15 protein-coding genes and 1 pseudogene are annotated in these 16,489 nt (G+C 69.5%); 3 read left to right on the plus strand and 13 right to left on the minus strand.

The window, feature by feature from the left end:
- Nucleotides 1–74: 74 nt before the first annotated feature.
- Entirely contained in the window at nucleotides 75–1,208 is a 1,134-nt protein-coding gene (locus GA0070609_RS19810; protein WP_088995164.1) for a hypothetical protein, read from the plus strand.
- Nucleotides 1,209–1,315: 107 nt separating this feature from the next.
- Here GA0070609_RS19810 and GA0070609_RS19815 read toward each other — a convergent pair whose 3' ends face one another.
- From GA0070609_RS19815 to GA0070609_RS19825, 3 genes are all read right to left on the minus strand, one after another.
- Entirely contained in the window at nucleotides 1,316–2,086 is a 771-nt protein-coding gene (locus tag GA0070609_RS19815; RefSeq protein ID WP_088995165.1) for a hypothetical protein, read from the minus strand.
- Nucleotides 2,087–2,318: 232 nt separating this feature from the next.
- A complete protein-coding gene (locus GA0070609_RS19820) occupies nucleotides 2,319–2,909 on the minus strand; it encodes a hypothetical protein (RefSeq protein WP_157748256.1) in 591 nt (196 codons plus the stop codon).
- A gap of 170 nt (nucleotides 2,910–3,079) precedes the next feature.
- Entirely contained in the window at nucleotides 3,080–3,733 is a 654-nt protein-coding gene (locus GA0070609_RS19825; RefSeq protein WP_231928345.1) for a TetR/AcrR family transcriptional regulator, read from the minus strand.
- On the opposite strand from GA0070609_RS19825, the gene GA0070609_RS19830 reads away from it, so the two are divergent.
- Nucleotides 3,677–4,960 (plus strand): FAD-dependent oxidoreductase, encoded by a 1,284-nt coding sequence (locus GA0070609_RS19830; protein ID WP_231928346.1) that lies wholly within the window; start codon nucleotides 3,677–3,679, stop codon nucleotides 4,958–4,960. The two genes, GA0070609_RS19825 and GA0070609_RS19830, sit on opposite strands and share 57 nt — an antisense overlap.
- A gap of 9 nt (nucleotides 4,961–4,969) precedes the next feature.
- Here GA0070609_RS19830 and GA0070609_RS19835 read toward each other — a convergent pair.
- The 8 genes and pseudogenes from GA0070609_RS19835 to GA0070609_RS19870 form a co-directional block, all read right to left on the minus strand.
- Nucleotides 4,970–5,161: pseudogene (locus GA0070609_RS19835) on the minus strand (RidA family protein); the annotation flags it as partial.
- A 119-nt stretch (nucleotides 5,162–5,280) separates the two neighbouring features.
- A complete protein-coding gene (locus tag GA0070609_RS19840; RefSeq protein WP_088997850.1) occupies nucleotides 5,281–5,691 on the minus strand; it encodes an SRPBCC family protein in 411 nt (136 codons plus the stop codon).
- 244 nt (nucleotides 5,692–5,935) lie between these two features.
- Nucleotides 5,936–8,221, minus strand: coding sequence for a hypothetical protein (locus GA0070609_RS19845; protein WP_088995168.1), 2,286 nt, complete (start codon nucleotides 8,219–8,221; stop codon nucleotides 5,936–5,938).
- A gap of 150 nt (nucleotides 8,222–8,371) precedes the next feature.
- Nucleotides 8,372–9,067 carry an MOSC domain-containing protein gene (locus tag GA0070609_RS19850; RefSeq protein ID WP_088995169.1) on the minus strand — a complete coding sequence of 232 codons (696 nt, stop codon included), beginning with the start codon at nucleotides 9,065–9,067 and terminating at the stop codon, nucleotides 8,372–8,374.
- 127 nt (nucleotides 9,068–9,194) lie between these two features.
- Nucleotides 9,195–9,584, minus strand: coding sequence for an MmcQ/YjbR family DNA-binding protein (locus GA0070609_RS19855; protein ID WP_231928347.1), 390 nt, complete (start codon nucleotides 9,582–9,584; stop codon nucleotides 9,195–9,197).
- 171 nt (nucleotides 9,585–9,755) lie between these two features.
- Nucleotides 9,756–10,724: a sulfotransferase family protein gene (locus GA0070609_RS19860; RefSeq protein WP_231928348.1), complete on the minus strand. Its 969-nt coding sequence runs from the start codon at nucleotides 10,722–10,724 to the stop codon at nucleotides 9,756–9,758.
- Nucleotides 10,725–10,869: 145 nt separating this feature from the next.
- Complete coding sequence (locus tag GA0070609_RS19865) at nucleotides 10,870–11,973, minus strand: TolB-like translocation protein (RefSeq protein WP_088995172.1); 1,104 nt, start codon at nucleotides 11,971–11,973, stop codon at nucleotides 10,870–10,872.
- 258 nt (nucleotides 11,974–12,231) lie between these two features.
- Complete coding sequence (locus GA0070609_RS19870) at nucleotides 12,232–12,690, minus strand: Lrp/AsnC family transcriptional regulator (protein WP_088995173.1); 459 nt, start codon at nucleotides 12,688–12,690, stop codon at nucleotides 12,232–12,234.
- A gap of 109 nt (nucleotides 12,691–12,799) precedes the next feature.
- On the opposite strand from GA0070609_RS19870, the gene GA0070609_RS19875 reads away from it, so the two are divergent.
- Complete coding sequence (locus GA0070609_RS19875) at nucleotides 12,800–13,858, plus strand: Glu/Leu/Phe/Val dehydrogenase dimerization domain-containing protein (protein WP_231928349.1); 1,059 nt, start codon at nucleotides 12,800–12,802, stop codon at nucleotides 13,856–13,858.
- Between the two features lie 52 nt (nucleotides 13,859–13,910).
- Here GA0070609_RS19875 and GA0070609_RS19880 read toward each other — a convergent pair whose 3' ends face one another.
- Both GA0070609_RS19880 and GA0070609_RS19885 read right to left on the minus strand, forming a co-directional pair.
- A complete protein-coding gene (locus GA0070609_RS19880; RefSeq protein WP_088995174.1) occupies nucleotides 13,911–15,677 on the minus strand; it encodes a hypothetical protein in 1,767 nt (588 codons plus the stop codon).
- On the minus strand, nucleotides 15,662–16,432 hold the full coding sequence (locus GA0070609_RS19885) for an ABC transporter ATP-binding protein (protein WP_088995175.1): 771 nt from the start codon (nucleotides 16,430–16,432) through the stop codon (nucleotides 15,662–15,664). Before GA0070609_RS19885 ends, GA0070609_RS19880 begins: the two co-directional genes overlap by 16 nt.
- Nucleotides 16,433–16,489 lie beyond the last annotated feature (57 nt).

Genomic DNA, 16,489 nt, shown 5'->3' on the forward strand with positions numbered 1-16,489 from the left:
TTGTCCTGCTGGCGTCGGGGTGCACCGGCACGGGTGCCGGCACGAGCACCTCGTCATCACCCTCGGAACCCTCCGTGACCGCCGCCAGCGGGTCACCCGAAGCCGTCGTCACCGACCCGCCGGCGCCGACCTGGCGCCTGGCCACGCTGCCGGAGCTGGCCGGGCCGACCAGCGTGCTGTGGGACGTCGTGTCGGTGGACGCCACGCACGCGTGGGCCGTCGGCAGCGAGGCCTACTCGCCCGAACAGCCGAACGACACCGGCACCCCGTTGATCCTCGAGTGGAACGGGACGCGCTGGGCCCGCGCGGCACTACCGGCGATCGCCTGGCACGGTCGGTTCGACCTCGTCGCGGCCGACTCGCCCTCGAACGTCTGGGCGGTTGGCAGCACGGCCGCCGCCGGCCCGGAGGACCAGGTCACGCACATCCTGCACTACGACGGGACCGCCTGGCGCGAGGTGCCGTTCCCACGGGGCACCGGCGGGAACTACGAGCTGATCACCGGACTGACCGTCGTAAGCGGGCACACCTGGGTGGTGGGCAATCGCCAGAGCGAGGTGATCATCGAGCAGTGGGACGGCCGGTCCTGGCGGTCACACCAGTCGCCCGCCGAATGCCGCACCGGCGGCACGTCCTTCGGTGGCATGCCGAACTTTTGCACGGTCACCGCGATCAAAGCCTTCCGCCCGGATGACGTCTGGGCCGCCGGCAACGGCGCGTGGCAGGGGTTCAACGGCCCGCTGCTCTTCCACTGGAACGGCTCAGGCTGGCGTACGGTCCAGGTCGGCATCAACGAGCAGGAATCCTCGTTCGAAACGCTCGCGGGTCGCTCGTCCGGCGAACTGTGGGCGGTCGGCGACAGGGGGCTGGCGGTACGCGGCGGCGGTGGAGCCTTCGAGGTGCTCCGGGACGCGCCAGGAGGGGCACTGCCCGACATGGCGACCGACCCGGCCGGAATGCCGTGGCTGATCGAGAACTCCCCGGCGCCGAGCGCGGCGCTCGCCACGTACAGCAATGGCGCGTGGGTCGACATGCCCGCGCCGCAGCCGTCGGATGCGATCGGCATGAGTCTGCACGGGATTGCCGGGACCCCGGGCAGCCCGCTGATGTTCGCGGTGGGAGCGGCCGATCTCCCCACCAGCCCGCGCTACCTGCGGGCGGTCGTGCTCGAGTACGCGCCAGCCCCGTCGACCGACTCGCGCGCCTGACCCGGTCCGATCCGGGCGTGAACGGGACCGGAGTTACCGGGACGGCTCGGGCGGCACGGCAGTTCTCCGACCCGAAGCGTGTCGGGCAGGTCGCCGGTCCGGTGCTGTCACGTGCGGTAGTAGAAGTCGGCGGCCTCGTCAGCATGTGCCGGAGCGCTGATCTTCAGGGGCTTCCCGTGATCACTCATCGTTGTGGTCATCGTCAACGTCGGGCCCTCCCTGGAGGTCAACTCCACCCTGATCGAGGTGACCCAGCCCTGGTCGTCGGTGACGATCGTGAAGGGCGACAGGGGTGTGCCGATCGAGACGATGCTCGGGGCGCCTACCGGGAGGAAGGACTTGGTGTCCTTGCCGTCGGGGTCGAAACGGCCGGTGTAGGTGTGCTGGTCGGTGCGGTGCGCCGAGGTGATCGACGAGGTGAATGCCGTCAGGCCGGTCGGGTCGGCCCAGTCGAAGCGCAGGAAGGGATCGTCGCGCTTCACCCGCTTCAGATCGACGTGCACCCAGTTCTTCTCGTCGGACGGCCGTACGTAACTATCGGTGCCGATCACGATCCGGCTTCCCGCCGACGGGTGCTTTCCGCCGGTGACCGCGATGGTGGCCTGGAAGCGGCGCTTCTTCGGATCGAAGGCGCCGGTGCCCTTGACGTTCTGCCTCTCGGGCAGGCTGCCGCTCACCGCGTACCGGTGGGCGACCCCCTGCGACCGTTGCAGTGCCTCGACCAGTTCGGTACGGGCGTCGGGCGTCGGGGACGGCGCTACGGTGGCGCCCTGGGTCGGTTTCTCGGCGGGGCTGGGCTCCGGCGTCCCGCTGCATCCGCCAGCCAGGAGCAGGCTGCCGGTCAGGACGAGCGTGAGCAGGATGCTGTGCTTTCTCATCTGTGTTCCCCCGTGGACCGCCGGCTGGTAGCCAGGACAAGGAACGATAGCCGACGCCGTCAGCGCCGGACGCACCTTGACGGCGGACCGGCAGAGACACACGACAGCCGTCTGCCGCAAGTGGGTCGGCGCCGTCCTCAGCGACAACCTCTCGCCTGACTCACTCCCCGCTGCCGGCTGCGGCACAGCCCCCGAGCCGCGCGAAGGCAGGGATGGTTTTCGAAAACGCCGGCTAGCTTCCCCGGTTCGGATCGGTGAGCGCATTCCACTCCTCGGCGTTGGAGATCGTCTGCCAGTAAGGCAGATAGAAGGCCCGCCGTGCTGGCTCGGCCACCGTGAACGGCTTGAACTCGGGGTCCGCGATCAGCCGGTAGATGAACTCCGTGGTCGACATGTCGAACCGATGCCACGGATCGCCGCCGTACTTCTGGGCGACGACAGGCCACCGGTCGGGTTCCACCGAACGATCCGCGAGCCAGTAGTACTGCCCCTCGACCTGGTCGTCACCCCACTGGATCAGCCCCGATCCCTTGCCCGGTCCGTAGATCCCGTACGGCGCGTACACACTCGCGAAGGACTCGCTCCGGCAGAGGGTCCACGCCGCGAGCAGGTCCCGCGACATGTGTTCATCGGTTGGCCTCAGCAGATCCAGGTAGGCGTAGAACGATCCTGGCACGAACCGCCGGCACAGTTCCTTGAAGTCCGCCGGCAGGGCGACTCCCAGCTCGCCTTCCGCCTGCTCCCAGCCGGCGCTGTCGGCAGGCTCGTGGCGCCACCCGGTCACGTCGATGATCCGGTCGATCCACGTCAGCTGATCATTCACGGCCGGCAAAGTAACAGCACGGGCCGACGTCTTCTCGCCCGATCGTCACCCGCCGGCTGATGCGTGCTGCCGTAGCTGCCGTACGACAGCGGAGGGCCACCTGCGGAACCGCGGATGTGGCCGGTGACCCGCGTGGGCGATTCAGCCGGTACTGGCCCGCGGGCAGCAGGTCACGGGTGGGGATGGCTGGTGATGCCGTCCAGGATGGTGATCAGGTTGTGGTGGAAGGTTTCCTCGGCGTCGAGGTGGGCGCCGTCGATGACGAGTCGCGCGACGGTGGGATAGCGGCCCGTTTCGAGCATGCGGGTCAGGTAGGGCCCGAGGGCGGCCTGCCATGCGGACACGTCGGTGCCGGTTGAACGGGCGGTACGGCGCTCGGTGATCTCCGTGCGGAGCGCTCCGACGATGAACGCGTTGAGGGCGCCCACAGCCCGCTGGAGATCGGCGACATCGCGCACGCCAGGGGCCTGGCTGAGCGCTGCCGCGATCGATTCGCCCACGGCGAGCGCGTGAGGCCCTAGGTGTGGCCTTGCGCCGAGCAGGTCGGCGATCCATTCATGAGCAAGAGCAGCGTCGCGGGTCCGGTGAACGATGGCCAGTACCGTGGCGCGCCACTCGGGGTGTTGACCGGCCTCGGCGATCTGGGCGTACACGGCGTCGACCATCAGATCGAGCAGTTCCGATCTGTTGATCACGTAATCGTAGAGCCGCATCGGACCGACGCCGAGCTCTTTGGCGATCTTGCGTACCGACAGCCCATCGAGGCCGTGGGCGTCGGCGACCCGGATCGCCGTGGCGGCGATTTTCGCGCGGCTCAGCGGCACCGGAGCCGCCCGTGGCTGAGGCTCGGGCCGTTCCCAGACGGGCAGCGGTGCGCTACCGTACGGCGTATCCATAAGATACAGCGTACGGTAAGGAAGATGATGATGCGAATCGCGATCGCCGGCGGCGGCCTCGGCGGCCTGACGCTGGCCCGAATCCTGCACCGGCACGGCATTGACGCGGTGGTGTACGAACGCGAGGCAAGCCGATCCGCGCGATCACAGGGCGGATCGCTCGACCTGCACCCGGAGTCCGGGCAACGGGCCCTGGCCGACGCGGGCCTCGCCGGCCGATTCCGGTCCGAGGCACGGCCGGAGGGCGAGGAACATCGCATCCTCGACCCGGCCGGACGCACCCTCGTGCACCACAAGCCACAACCCGGCTCGTTCTCCGGACGCCCCGAGATCGACCGCGGCGCACTGCGTGATCTCCTGCTCGATTCGCTCCCCGGCGACGCGGTCGCGTGGCAGCACCGACTCGTCGCGGCGACGCCACGACCCGACGGCGGCTTCGGGCTCGTGTTCGGCGGCGGCCACAGCGCCGACTGCGACGTCCTCATCGGCGCGGACGGCGCACGTTCGGTCGTCCGGTCGCTGCTCACCGACGCGACACTGTCCCCCGTGGCCACCCTGGCCGAGCTCGGCATCAGCGACGTCGACCGGCGCCACCCGGATCTCGCCGAGCTGGTCGGCCCCGGAAACCTCTGGTGCATCGGCGCGAACCGGGTCCTGGCAGCGCAGCGCCTCGGCGACGGAAGCGTCCGAGTCGGCATCTCCCTACCCGCGGACGACCGCCACCTGGACGCCTACCGCAGCAAGCGCGCTCTGCTGGACCTGTTCGACGGCTGGGACCCCGGCCTCACCGCACTCATCGAAGCCGGCGACAGCCCGCCGACCGCACGCCGGATCGAGGCGATGCCCACCGGTACACGCTGGACCCACCAGCCGGGCATCACCCTCATCGGCGACGCCGCGCACCTCATGCCGCCGGTCGGCGAGGGCGCCAACCAGGCCATGCTGGACGCCGCCGAACTCGCCGCCGAACTCGCCGCCGACCCCGCCGACCCCGACGCGGCGATCCAGGCGTACGAGGAGGCCATGTTCGCCAGGATCCACCCGATCGCCGAGATGTCCGCACGAGTCCAAGCGATGATGCTGTCCCCCACCGCGGCCGACGACATCGTCCGCTTCTTCACGCCGCAGCCCACCGAGCCGGCACCCGCACATTGACACCTGCGTTCAGTCGATGACCGCGGTGGCTTCGACCTCGACCAAGAGATCGGGCTCGCCCAGCGCGGCAACACCCAGCAGCGTGATCGGCTTGACCGGGTCGACTCCCAGCTTCGCGGCCGCCCGAGCGACCCCTTCGCCCAGCAGGGGCATCTTGTCGGGGGTCCAGTCGACGACGTAGATGGTCAGTTTTGCCACGTCGCTGGCTTGTTACGCCACGGCTGGCGCGGACGGTTCAATCGAGCGGAGCACTGCGACGCGGGCGGAGTTCGGGCTGGTCGCCTCCCCGCCGGCGGCCTGGCGAGCCTTGCGACGGGGCCTTAGCCCGACTGTGCGCCGTGCTCGTTGATCGCCGCTACCAGTTCACCGAACATGACCTCATAAGCCTCACTGAGGCGTTCCACCAGTTCGTGCGGCAGAAGGTCGGTTGTCCAGACCAAGGTCGCCGCACCATCGCCGTCCGTCAGCACCCGCATCTCAGCCTGGTGGTGCTCTGCCCCGGGGAAGCTGGGTATCGTGTAGACGGCCCGCATCAATGCGGGGTCGACGGTCACGTTGCGCTCCCAGATCTCAGTGCCGTCGGCCAGCGTGACCACGCGGTAGTCGTCCTCTTGGCGCTCGCTCTTGCAGGCTGAGAAGGCATGCACCTCCGAGCGTGTGTAGCGATCCAGGAAATCCCACGCAACGTCCGCCGTTACCGTCAGCTTCGCCTCGCGATAGATGGTTCCCATCCGCCCCACTTGGTTACTCGGTCCAACTCCCGGCCTCGCCGCCAACCCTTGCACATCCGACGCTTGACGAGCAACGACGCGGATCAGTACGGCAGCCGGGTTCATCGTGTGGATGCCGATTGACAAATAGTGCGGTACGTCGATGCGCGAACGCGGAGCAGCCGACCGGTTGGGGACCGGCCGGCTGCTCGCTTCATTCCAGTGGGTCGGCGCGCGTTCCACGGATCCACGCGCGTGTGCTTGGTCAGCGCAGGCCGTACGCCTCGTGCACGGTCTGGGTGACGGTGTTGCCGGCCGCGTCGGTGGCCTGCACCCGCAGGCTGACCGCCTTGGCCTTGGCGGGCGGTGGCGGCAGGGTGGCGGTGGCCGTACCCCCGTCGGGGGTTCCGGTCGACGCCGCCTGCCAGGTCTTTTCGCCGTCGTAGCTGACCCACGCCGTGATCGAGGTGATCGCCGGTGCGGTTCGAGCCGACACCTCGTGGTACGCGTGCAGCTGGATTCGGTGCACGCCGCGGCGGACGGTGTTGTCGAGACCCAGGTTGAGCCGGTAGCGCAGGTAGACCAGCGGCTGCACCGCACACGCCTCGGTGGAGATCCCGATCGCTGTGCCGGCACAGTCCAGATGGTTCTTGTTCTCCTCGCTCACCCGGGCCGAGGTGAAGCCCCACTCGGTGCTGACCCGCCGGTCGTGGAACCGGTCCCGGAGGCTCTCCGCGATCGGGTTCAGCTCGTGGGTGAGCCGGTAGCGGGCCTGCTCGGCCGGGAGGGTGTACGCGGTGATGTAGCCGAGGAGCGGAGTGGGTTCGATCTCCTGGTCGCCCCGGTAGAGGTGCATCCGGCCCACCGGTATGGGTTCGAGGTAGAACGACTCGATGTGCGGGTCGGTGAAGGTGGCCGGGAGGAGCGGGCTGAAGACGTCGCCCTGCCGGCACGCCCCGCACAGCGCCAGGTGGGACCGGTCCGGGGTCGTCTCGGGCGCACCGGGAACGACCGGTCCGCCCCACCACTCCTCGTGGCTGGTGGCGCCCGCCCGCAGCGTGTAGTACGAGTTGGCGGGCGGCATGTCGGGTTCCACCCCGGTGCTGTTCGCGCCCGCGTGGTCGTGAACCCGGAACACGATGTTCTCGGCGTACTGGCCCGGGTTACCGACCGGCCCGACATACCGTTCACGGTCCCGCGGCCCCTGGTCGAAGAAGAGCTGTTGGGTGGGCGGTAGCTCGCCGGGTAGGAGCTGGCTCCAGCTGTCCACGACGCTGATCGGCTCCTCGGCGTGGAAGTCACGGTCGATCCGCTGGAGCTGTCGCGCCGTCGCGGTGTAGTGCTGATCGGCCGACACCCGGTCGTGCTGGTAGAACTTCAGGTGGTAGGAGTACGCGCTCTCCGGTTGGCCGGTGATCCGGATCGAGAGGGAGGCGTCGGTCCGGCGCAGCTCGCGCAGCGCCCTCCCCTCGGCGGGCGGCAGGGTCAGCGCCGGGATGCTCGACCGGTGCGGGAAGATCGTATTGACGACGCCCGTAGGGCAGTGTGCCTGGGGGAAGCCCACCAGTCCGGCGGCACCCGCCTGCGCCATCGCATCGACGTACGCGTCCGGCACCGTGCAGGTCCAGCTGTCACCGGACCTGCTCCAGCCGTCGTCCAGCTCGATCATCACCAGCTTGCCCCTGACGATGCGCAGGTCGTCGGGGAGCTGGCCGGCCACGTCTTCCTGGGCCTTCAGCACGCCGAGGTCGACCAGTTTCAGGTTCTGGACGCCGCTGAACTTCGTCCACCAGGGAACCCACTGGTTGTACAAGGGGTGCAAGGGCATCGACGGCGCCGACATCGTGATCAGCGGGGCGGTGGCGTCACGTTGGTGCTGGAAGAGCAGGGAGCCCTTCCGGATCTGCTTGGCCGGGGTCGCCCAGAGGGGCGTGCCGTAGTTGGGCATGAGCGACATGGCCGCCACCGATTCGGCGTTGCCGTATCGAGTGAGGCCGATCTCCTGTTGGATCGCCTCGCTCGGCTTCGGTGTGGCGACGGTGATCCGCCGCGCCTTCGACGCGTCGAGCACCACGGTGGTCGGCCCGATCACCTCGACGTCGTCGGCGACGACCAGCGCGAACTGTTGCCGGTCGGTGGCGGGGTCGACCCAGCCGATGTAGGACTGGAAGCCGTACCGGCCGGCCCGGAGCCGTACCGTCGTGGGGGCCGAGGCGGTCATGGACAGGGACTCCACCCGGCCGTCGTCGATGTTCATGTACCACGGAGTCGAGACATGCGAGCAGTGGTACCAGCCGGTCTCGCCGCAGAGCTTGCCATCGTGACCCCGGAACTCGACGCGGACCGGGAAGGACGGTGGTGCGATCTCGAGTCCGACGGGCACCCGCAGGACGATCTGTCCGGTGGCGTCGGTGGCGACCACGGCGCCGCTGTACTGGGCCAGGGGCAGGGCCGGCGCGTCGATCGAGACGGTGACCGTGGCGGTCCCGCCGGCCGGGACGGTGACGGTCGGGGGGCGCTCATGATCGCGGAGGGGTCGGCCCGTCCGCAAGGGAACGTCCCGCCGCCCGGCCATGGGCCGATGGCGCCCGACATGCGCTAGGTGATGACGCGCGGCGCTGCCGCATCCGGCTGGGCGCCGGGGCCAGAACACCAGGTCGAGCAGGGCGGTGAGCACGCACCGCTCGGCCAGGCGCTGGTGTCAGCTCGGCAGGAGCTCGACGACATCCCCCAACCCGACACGACCAGGGCGCTCGACCGTTGCCCATACGCCGAGCGTCATGTCGTTGTGCTCCGCGACCGTCCTCAAGAGCTGTCCGTGCTCGGGAAGGTCCTCCTGGGCAAGGTCGATCATGACGCACCGGGTCAGCCGCTGGCGTGGCCGCAACACGACCTCCGGCCCGATACGGATGGCTCGGCCGAGCCATCCGTCTTCGACGAAGTCGCCGCCGGGTACGTCGACGAGAAGATTCGCCCGGAACCGCGCCGGGTCGACCGGCTCCCCGAGAAGATCATGCAGTCGTCGCAGCGCTGCTGTGCTGATCAGGCTCACCGGCCCCTCGTCATGGTGCCTGACCTCCGCCTCGCGCTCGATGGTGACGCGACGAGCGAGCACCTCGCTGACCACCTCGTGTGCGGCCGGCTCATCGGCACCGAAGCGGCGCCCGTCGGGCAACTCGACGACCGGCACCGGGTCACCACGGTGCCCGCGGAGCATGAACAGACCCGGCATCCGGCGAAAGCGACGGGTGTTCTTCCCGCTGCCCAGCTTCCCGTCCGCGTCCCGCACCGCCCACAACCGGTCACCGACCAATCCGCGCTGCTCGACCTCCACGGTCGTCAACTGCTCACCGAGCAGCGATTTGATCGGATACCTGCGGATCTCGGTCACCTGCATCCGCCTTACCCTAGATCACCGAGTACGCAATGATCATCTAGCCGGGCTGGTGCAGCCAAGCATCCAGGTGGCTGGCGGGGGCCGGCGCTGTCGTGGCGGTCGTCGCTCCTGATGGCCCCGGTCGGCATCAGGGTTGGGGCCGCCGGGAGTCGAGCACAGCTACCCTGCGTGGCCCGGCTGTACGTCGGTAGCTGGCGTCGAGTAGCTCGTCGATCTCATCCCAGTCGGTGTCGCCGGTCAGGTCCACCCCGATCCACCCGTAGGCACCCAGGTAGGCCGGCACGTAGCAGCGGTCCTCCCCCACCAGCGCCGCACGCTCGTCGGGATCAACCAGCACGAGCACCGACTGTTCATGCTGCCGATAGACGCCGTCGACCTTCACCGATCCCCCGTAGTAGGCGAAGACCTTGGTGGTGAAGAAGGCGGGGTGTCCGTGGGAAATCTTCTCGGCGGCGCCCGGGAAGGCCAGGGCGAGCGCCCGCAGCCGGTTCAGGAGCGGGTCCGCCTCGTCAAACATGATGGGATGCGGCATATCAGAAGGTAAGCACACGGTGCCGGCTGTCGCGCCCCGCCGCTACCCCGCGGAAAGTCAGAAACGAGTGGTCTGCGATGCGGTTCGGCTGAAGCAGCGTCTACCGGGCGTTCGAGGGCCGCGGTGCGGTGTCGTCATGGTGGCGAGCCAGAGCCGTCACTCATATCCCATGGCCGGGATGACCTTGCCGAGCGCTTCTCTGATGAACTCGCGGGTCTCGTCGTCGAACTGGTTGTTGCGGCGCGTCAGCTTGTGCGACTGGAACGTTGAAGGAGTGGCGAAGTCGTCGACGCCGAGCCGTTCGAACAGGGCGCGGCGCTGCCCGGGCCAGTCGGCTGCGAGATCTTCCGCTTTCACCTCGATGTATCGCCTACCCGTCAGGTCGACCGTGTTCTTCCAGGTGAGCCATCGGTGGTAGACCGGCTTGAGGTAGGCGAGCGCACCGTCGACGGTGGACGGTGCCCAGGACTGGGCCAGGTGGGATGCGAGCACTGAGACCGGGTGACGCTTGATGTGCACGATGGTCGCTTCGGGGACCAGTTCCCAGAGGAACTCCATGCACAGCAGGTTGAACGGTGTCTTCTCGCACCAGGTCGGCTTGCCCGCGTCGGCGGCTGCTCCGCCGAACAGGGTGTCGATCAGACCCCGCAAGATTCCGAGCAGTTCGCCCCGGTCGCTGAAATACCTGGGAAGTACCCGCCGACGACTCAGCGGATCGAACGGCCCGGCAGGCCGGTCGACGTCCCAGAAGCCCTCCGCGGGCGCCGCCTCGTCGTAGGTGTACGCGACCAACTGCGGCCAGAGCTGTTGCACCGCGTCCCGGTAGCGCCGCTCGCCGACCAGCTCGGGAACGGTCTTGCCGCGATCGTCGCGCCGGCCGGGCACTCGTACGGTGAGGAAGTCGCTCAGCCGGCGCAGGGCGTCCTCACCGACGGTGGGGTCGTATCGATCGGTGAGCGCGTCGGCCAGGTCCCGCAGGCCACCCGGGTCGACGAGGAACCGGGTCTCCATGGGAATCCGGTGGATCAGCGGATGTTCGCCGATGATGTCGGCGATCCGTGACGTTCCCGAACGACCCGTACCCGCGACGAAGACCGGTGAGGGGGAAGGCATGGCGGCAGCCAACTCTCAGCCCGGCGCCTGTGCAAGCCATTTATCCCCGCCACCCGCTGCTCCGAGCCGGACCCGCACCCACCGCGCCAGTGCGTGGCGGACGGCCACCAAAACAAGCAACGAATCATGGTTGTGCCACATTGACGGGAAATAATCCTTATTCGCCGGGGACGGTCAGCCGCGCAAGCTCGGGCAGCGAGGTCAGCACCCGACGCCGGGCGGTGGCCGGATCGACGGCGACCAGCTCACTGCCGTCCGCAGTCCAGCGTTGCAGGAGGACCTCGGTGCCGGCGAGACCGAGGAAGTACTCACCCTCGTCACCCCGGGATGTCACGAGTTCGATCCGGCCGGCCGGTCGGCCGGACCGTAGGTCGACCCCGACCAACGTGTTGGGGGTCGTTGCTCGCGTCCCCTCCGGCTGGCCGGTCAGGACCTTCCCCTCCTGTCCTATGACCAGAGCCCATACCGCTGGCGGGTTGCCGCCACCGCGCACGAGCGGGGCGAGCGCGTTGCGGATATCGCCGGGGCTTACCTCCTGGGTGGTGGGGAGCGACACCGCACGGGCGGTGCGGCCGTCGGCGTCATGAATGGCGATGGTGAGCTGCTGGTGCGGTCGGGCGTTCGGGCCGAGGTTGAACTCTGCGCTGACTATTTCTCGCCCGTCCAGGAATGGCAGCATCCGGCGGTTCGGCGTCCCGCGTAACGCCAGTGGGCGCAGCTCCCCGCCGGGCAGGGTGAACGCTGTGTACATCTCAACCGCGCCGGAGGGTTGGCTGAGCAGCAACGCCTGTCCGTCGGTCGACCACTGCCGCAACGCGTACCCGGGCGGGACCGCCCGCTCGGTGATCCCGGTGAGGTCGCGGAGCCGCCACTGCCCGTCTCGGCGCTGGACCAGCCACCGCCCGTCCGGGGAGAGCATGTGACGGGACTCGCCCACGGTGGGCGCCATCCCGACGCCGAACTGTTCACCGGAGGCGGTCACCAGATACATCGGCCGTTCAGGGAAGGCGCCGGCCGCCGCGTCGAACCCGTTGGTGTCGTCGATCTGGTAGAGCAGGGCTCCGCGTCCCACGGCCCGATCGGTGGGCAGCGCGGTCGGGTTGGCCGGCGGCAGCAGCCGGCCGGGCAGCCCGGCGAGGAGTTCCTGGGCCGTGACCGGGGTGACGACCTCGGCGGGTGCCGGTGACCGGGTGGCGCTCGTCCGCCAGACCGTCACCCCGGCGGCCCCGCCGATGAGCACCCCGGCGAGCGCGACCGCCAACCATCCACGAAGGCGGTGCGGTTCCGGCGGCGTAACGTGTGCCGGTTCCGGTGCCGTGGATTCCATCGTCGCGCCCCCCGATCCGCGTCCTGTCCGCGCATAGCAGACGGGAGACGCATGGAACCGTCAACGGCCCAGTCGAACTCGACTCCCGACCGGGGCGCAATCGTGATCTTCGCGGATGTGTTCGTCGGTGAGCGCCTCGCGCAGCCGGGAGCGGGGAACGCCGTTCTGGCTGGTCGGGACTGCGGTGCCCGCTCACATGTCGAGTGGGTCGATGACCTGTTTCCGGGCGTGTTGATAGATCACTGAGCTGCGGAAGCCGACGATCTCGCGGCGTCCGCTGAACTTGTCCATGAGGAAGGCGTGCAGGCTGTCCACGCTGGGCACGGCGACGTGGACGAGGAAGTCGTCGCCGCCTGCCACGACGAACACCGACAGCACCTCGGGCAACCCCATCGCGTACTTCTTGAAGCCGTCGATGACGGTGCGGCTCAGCGGCCGGACCTGCACGTGCAGCAGTGCCTGAACGCCGCGGTTGAGGGCGGTCAGGCTGATCTCGGCGTGGTACCCGGTGATCACGCCGCGCTCCCTCAACGCCCGTACGCGCTCGAGGCAGGTCGACGGCGCGATGCCGACCGCGCGGGCCAGTTCGCGGTTGGTCTGCCGCGCATGTGTCTGCAGATGCTGGATGATCGCCGCATCAAGTTCGTCCACGACCGAGATCTTGCCACCTTCTCCGAACGACGTTCGGTGAGAGCCAGTTGATACCGGCCAGGTGCTTACTGTCGTTCCCGTTCTGACGAGCAGGCGAGGGGAAGCCATCATGGTCGCGACCGACATCGACACCGAGTCCATGCACGAACACGTCGTCGTCAGGCGGGGCGCACGATCCGGTCTGCCGATCGTCGTCGCGGTGCACTCCACCGCGCTCGGCCAGGCCATCGGTGGATGCCGGCTGGCGCACTACCCACACTGGCGCGACGGCCTGGACGACGCGCTGCGGCTCTCGGCCGCGATGTCGGACAAGTGCGCGCTGGCCGGGCTGCCCAACGGCGGCGGCAAGAGCGTCGTCGCCCTGCCCCTCGGCATGACTCTGGACGGCGCCTCCCGCCGGGCGGCGCTGCACGACGTGGGCGACGTCATCGCCGGTTTGACCGGCACCTACGCGACCGGCCCGGACGTGGGCACCGGCCCGGACGACATGGTCACGATCGCCGAGCGGACGCCGTACGCGTTCTGCCGACCGGTTGGCGCCGGTGGCAGCGGCGACTCCTCCGAGCACACCGCGGTCGGCGTCCTCGCCGCACTGCACGCGCTGTGCGCCGAGCGGTTCGGATCGTCCGACCTGTCCACGCGCAGCTTCGCCGTGCTCGGCCTTGGCCGCGTCGGCGGCCACGTGCTGCGGATGCTCGCCGACGCCCGCGCGACGCTGGTGGCAAGCGACGTCGACGACAGTCGTCGTACGCTCGCCGGCGCCGCCGGCGCGGCCTGGGCCAGCCCGCGGGATTGCCTGACCGCCGACGTGGACGTGCTCGTCCCCGCGGCCCTCGGCGGCCTGCTCACCTTGCACACGGTGCCGAAACTGCGCTGCGCCGCGATCGCCGGACCGGCCAACAACCAACTCGACACCCCGGCCACCGCTGACCTGCTGCACCAGCGTGGCATCCTCTGGGCCCCGGACATCATCGTGAGCGCCGGCGGCATCATCCACGCCACCGCCGTCGAACTACATGACGAGACCTCGGCCCAGGCCACCGTCCGGGTCCACGGCATCGCCGACACCCTCACCGACATCCTGCGCACCGCCCGCGCCACCGGCTCGACCCCGGCCGACGCCGCCCGCTCCCACGCCCGCCAGCGCATCCGGAGTGGCCACCACTGACCGCAGCCGCCACCAACCTCCGATCACGCCAAGCGCGCCCATATTGTGGGAATCATGCTGGTGGGCTGTTGGCGATGACGGGGGATGCGGCCATGGCAGCGGACCTTCGCTTTCGGTGCCAGGCGGCGCCGAACATGACGAGCCCGAGCACGATCATGCCGATCACGGTCGGCCAGCGCAGGTCCTGCCTCAGGTAGGTGGCCAGGAACCACGTGTGGCGCTCGGCACCGTCGGCGACGAAGAACGCGGCGACGACACCCTGGGGAAACAGCGGGACCGCCGCCAGGGCGAAGCCGACCCATTCGGCGTTCTGCGCGCGTGCGGGCAGGGCGGGCAGTCGGGGTGCGGCTTGGGCCGGTGGCTTTCGGCCGGTACGCATGGCGTGCAGAAGTTCCGGTGCCCGCGCGGCCAGGCGCTGCGCTGCCAGAAGGCCCAGGCCCCAGTAACAGAGCAGGCCTGACACGAGGCCGACGGGCACGGCGGCCCAGCCGTACCGCAGGGCGAGCAGTGCGGCCGGTGCTGCGGCGGCCGCGACGAGGGCGAGCGTGAGATAGGTCAGTCCGGTCAGGCCGCTGTTGTCGTCGCTGAGTCGCAGCGGGTTGGCGCCGCGCTTGTGCGGGTCGATACCCGGGACCAGTCCGTACACCGCCAGCAGGGGCACCAGGCCGGCCGCAGCGCCGAGCAGCGCGGGCAGCAGTACGAGCATGAGCGGCCACGGTCCGCCCGCGATGGCGGTGCCGGCCAGCGTGACGACGGTTGCGGCCGGTCCGACGGCTGCCAGCCAGGCTCGCTGCCGGCCGCGGACGTCGCCGCCGTCCGGGTTGGTGATGGTGAGCCAGAGGGCGGTGCCGTCGGCGCCATAGAGGTTCACGGTCATGCCCGCGGCCATCAGGATGAAGATCGGGCCGGCGTAGGGCAGCATGCCGGGCCAGCCAAGCAGGAGCGGTGTCGCCCCGAAACAGATACCGAAGCAGAGCGCGAAGACGATCTGGTAGTTGCGGGCCAGGTCCCGGGACCAGGTGCGCAGTTCCCGGGCCACGATGGCGCCCTGGGCGGTGGTCGCGGTGATGGGTCGGCGGGGTCGGCCCGAGGTCGGTGGGGCTACAGCCGGCTTGGCCAGCAGGCCGGCCCAGACCGCCAGGAGCAGCAGGTCCAACAGTGCCAGGCCGGCCAGTGCCAGGTAGTCACCACGGATGGAGCGCAAGCCCCAGCTCGAAGGGAGGTAGGCGACGAACCGCGGGATGCCGTGCTGGTCGAACAGCGCGAGGAAGACCCAGATCTGGCACAGCGCAGCCAGGACGGCGCCGTTGATGACGCCTGCCGCGACGGCGCCGATACGTGATCGCAGGGCCAGGCGCAGTAGTCCCACGGCGACCTTCGACAGCAGGACGAACAGGGCGAGCTGCAGAATGATCGCCGGCACCGCCGCCAGCGCACCGGCCAGGTCCTGCCGGATCCCGGACACGAGCAGCCCGAGCAGCGCCGTCAGGCTCACCAGCGGCGCCAGACCGACGAATGCCGCCGCCAACAGACCTGTCGCCTGGCGGTGGGGCTTCAGGCCGAGCAGTGCGAAGTGCTCGGGCTTGAGGGTTTCGTCGCCGCCGCCCATCGCCACGGGCCCCAGCGCCCAGCCCAGCATCCACAACGCGTAGACGGCTGCCAGCAGCTCGAGATCTCCCGTGGCGGCCAGGTGGAGCGTGCCTCCGGCGAGCAAAAGTCCGATGGTCAGGCCGGTGAGGGTCATCGGTTGCTGCCGGCCGCGCAGCGAGTGCCGCAGGAGCGTGGCCTTCATCCGGGCCAGGGTCAGCGCGACAGCCACGACAGCTCCTTCCCGGTGGTCCCGTTCCCGCCCACCAGGTCGACGAACACGTCCTCGAGGCTGCGCCCGCCACGGACCTGTTCCAGCGGTCCCGCTGCTGCCACGCGACCGCGGTCGATGACGGCCACGTGGTCGCACAGCTGCTCGACCAGCGCCATGACGTGGCTGGACAGCACGATCGTGCCGCCGCCGGCGACGAATCCGCGCAGGATCGTCTTGATGGTCGCCGCGGAAACCGGGTCCACCGCTTCGAACGGCTCGTCCAGGACCAGTAGCCGTGGAGCGTGCAGCAGGGCTGCGGCCAAGCCGATCTTCTTGCGCATCCCGGTGGAGTACTCGATCACCAAGGTCCGCTCAGCCCGATCGAGTTCCAGGACGCTCAGCAGTTGCCCGGCCCGCCCGTCGGCGACGTCCTTGGGCAGGCCGCGCAGCAGACCCAGATAGGTGAGCAGCTCCCGGCCGGTGAGGCGCTCCGGCATGGCCAACCCGTCCGGCAGGACTCCCACCAGGGCTTTGGCGCGGGCCGGCTTCGCCCACACGTCCACGCCGAACAGGTGCGCAGTGCCGCTGTCGGGCCGCAGCAGCCCGACGGCCATCGACAGCGTGGTGGTCTTGCCCGCGCCGTTCTGCCCCACCAGTCCCAGGAACGCGCCCGCGGGCACGGTCAGGTTCACGCCCGCCACGACGGGCGTTATCCCGAACGTCTTGGTCAGCCGGTCCAGCCGCAGAGCCGGTTCGTTGTCTGTCGTGCGCACGTGTGCTGCCTTCTTCCGGTGCTCGCCTGGTCAGCGGCAGCTTTCCGCGCAGTGCGG

This window comes from Micromonospora echinaurantiaca (genome assembly GCF_900090235.1).
Lineage (GTDB): Bacteria > Actinomycetota > Actinomycetes > Mycobacteriales > Micromonosporaceae > Micromonospora > Micromonospora echinaurantiaca.

Coding starts and splice junctions, on each gene's coding strand:
- GA0070609_RS19815 (WP_088995165.1), bottom strand. CDS start 2,086: ATGAGAAAGCACAGCATCCTGCTCACGCTCGTCCTGACCGGCAGCCTG.
- GA0070609_RS19840 (WP_088997850.1), bottom strand. CDS start 5,691: ATGGGAACCATCTATCGCGAGGCGAAGCTGACGGTAACGGCGGACGTT.
- GA0070609_RS19850 (WP_088995169.1), bottom strand. CDS start 9,067: ATGCAGGTGACCGAGATCCGCAGGTATCCGATCAAATCGCTGCTCGGT.
- GA0070609_RS19855 (WP_231928347.1), bottom strand. CDS start 9,584: ATGTTTGACGAGGCGGACCCGCTCCTGAACCGGCTGCGGGCGCTCGCC.
- GA0070609_RS19875 (WP_231928349.1), top strand. CDS start 12,800: ATGGTCGCGACCGACATCGACACCGAGTCCATGCACGAACACGTCGTC.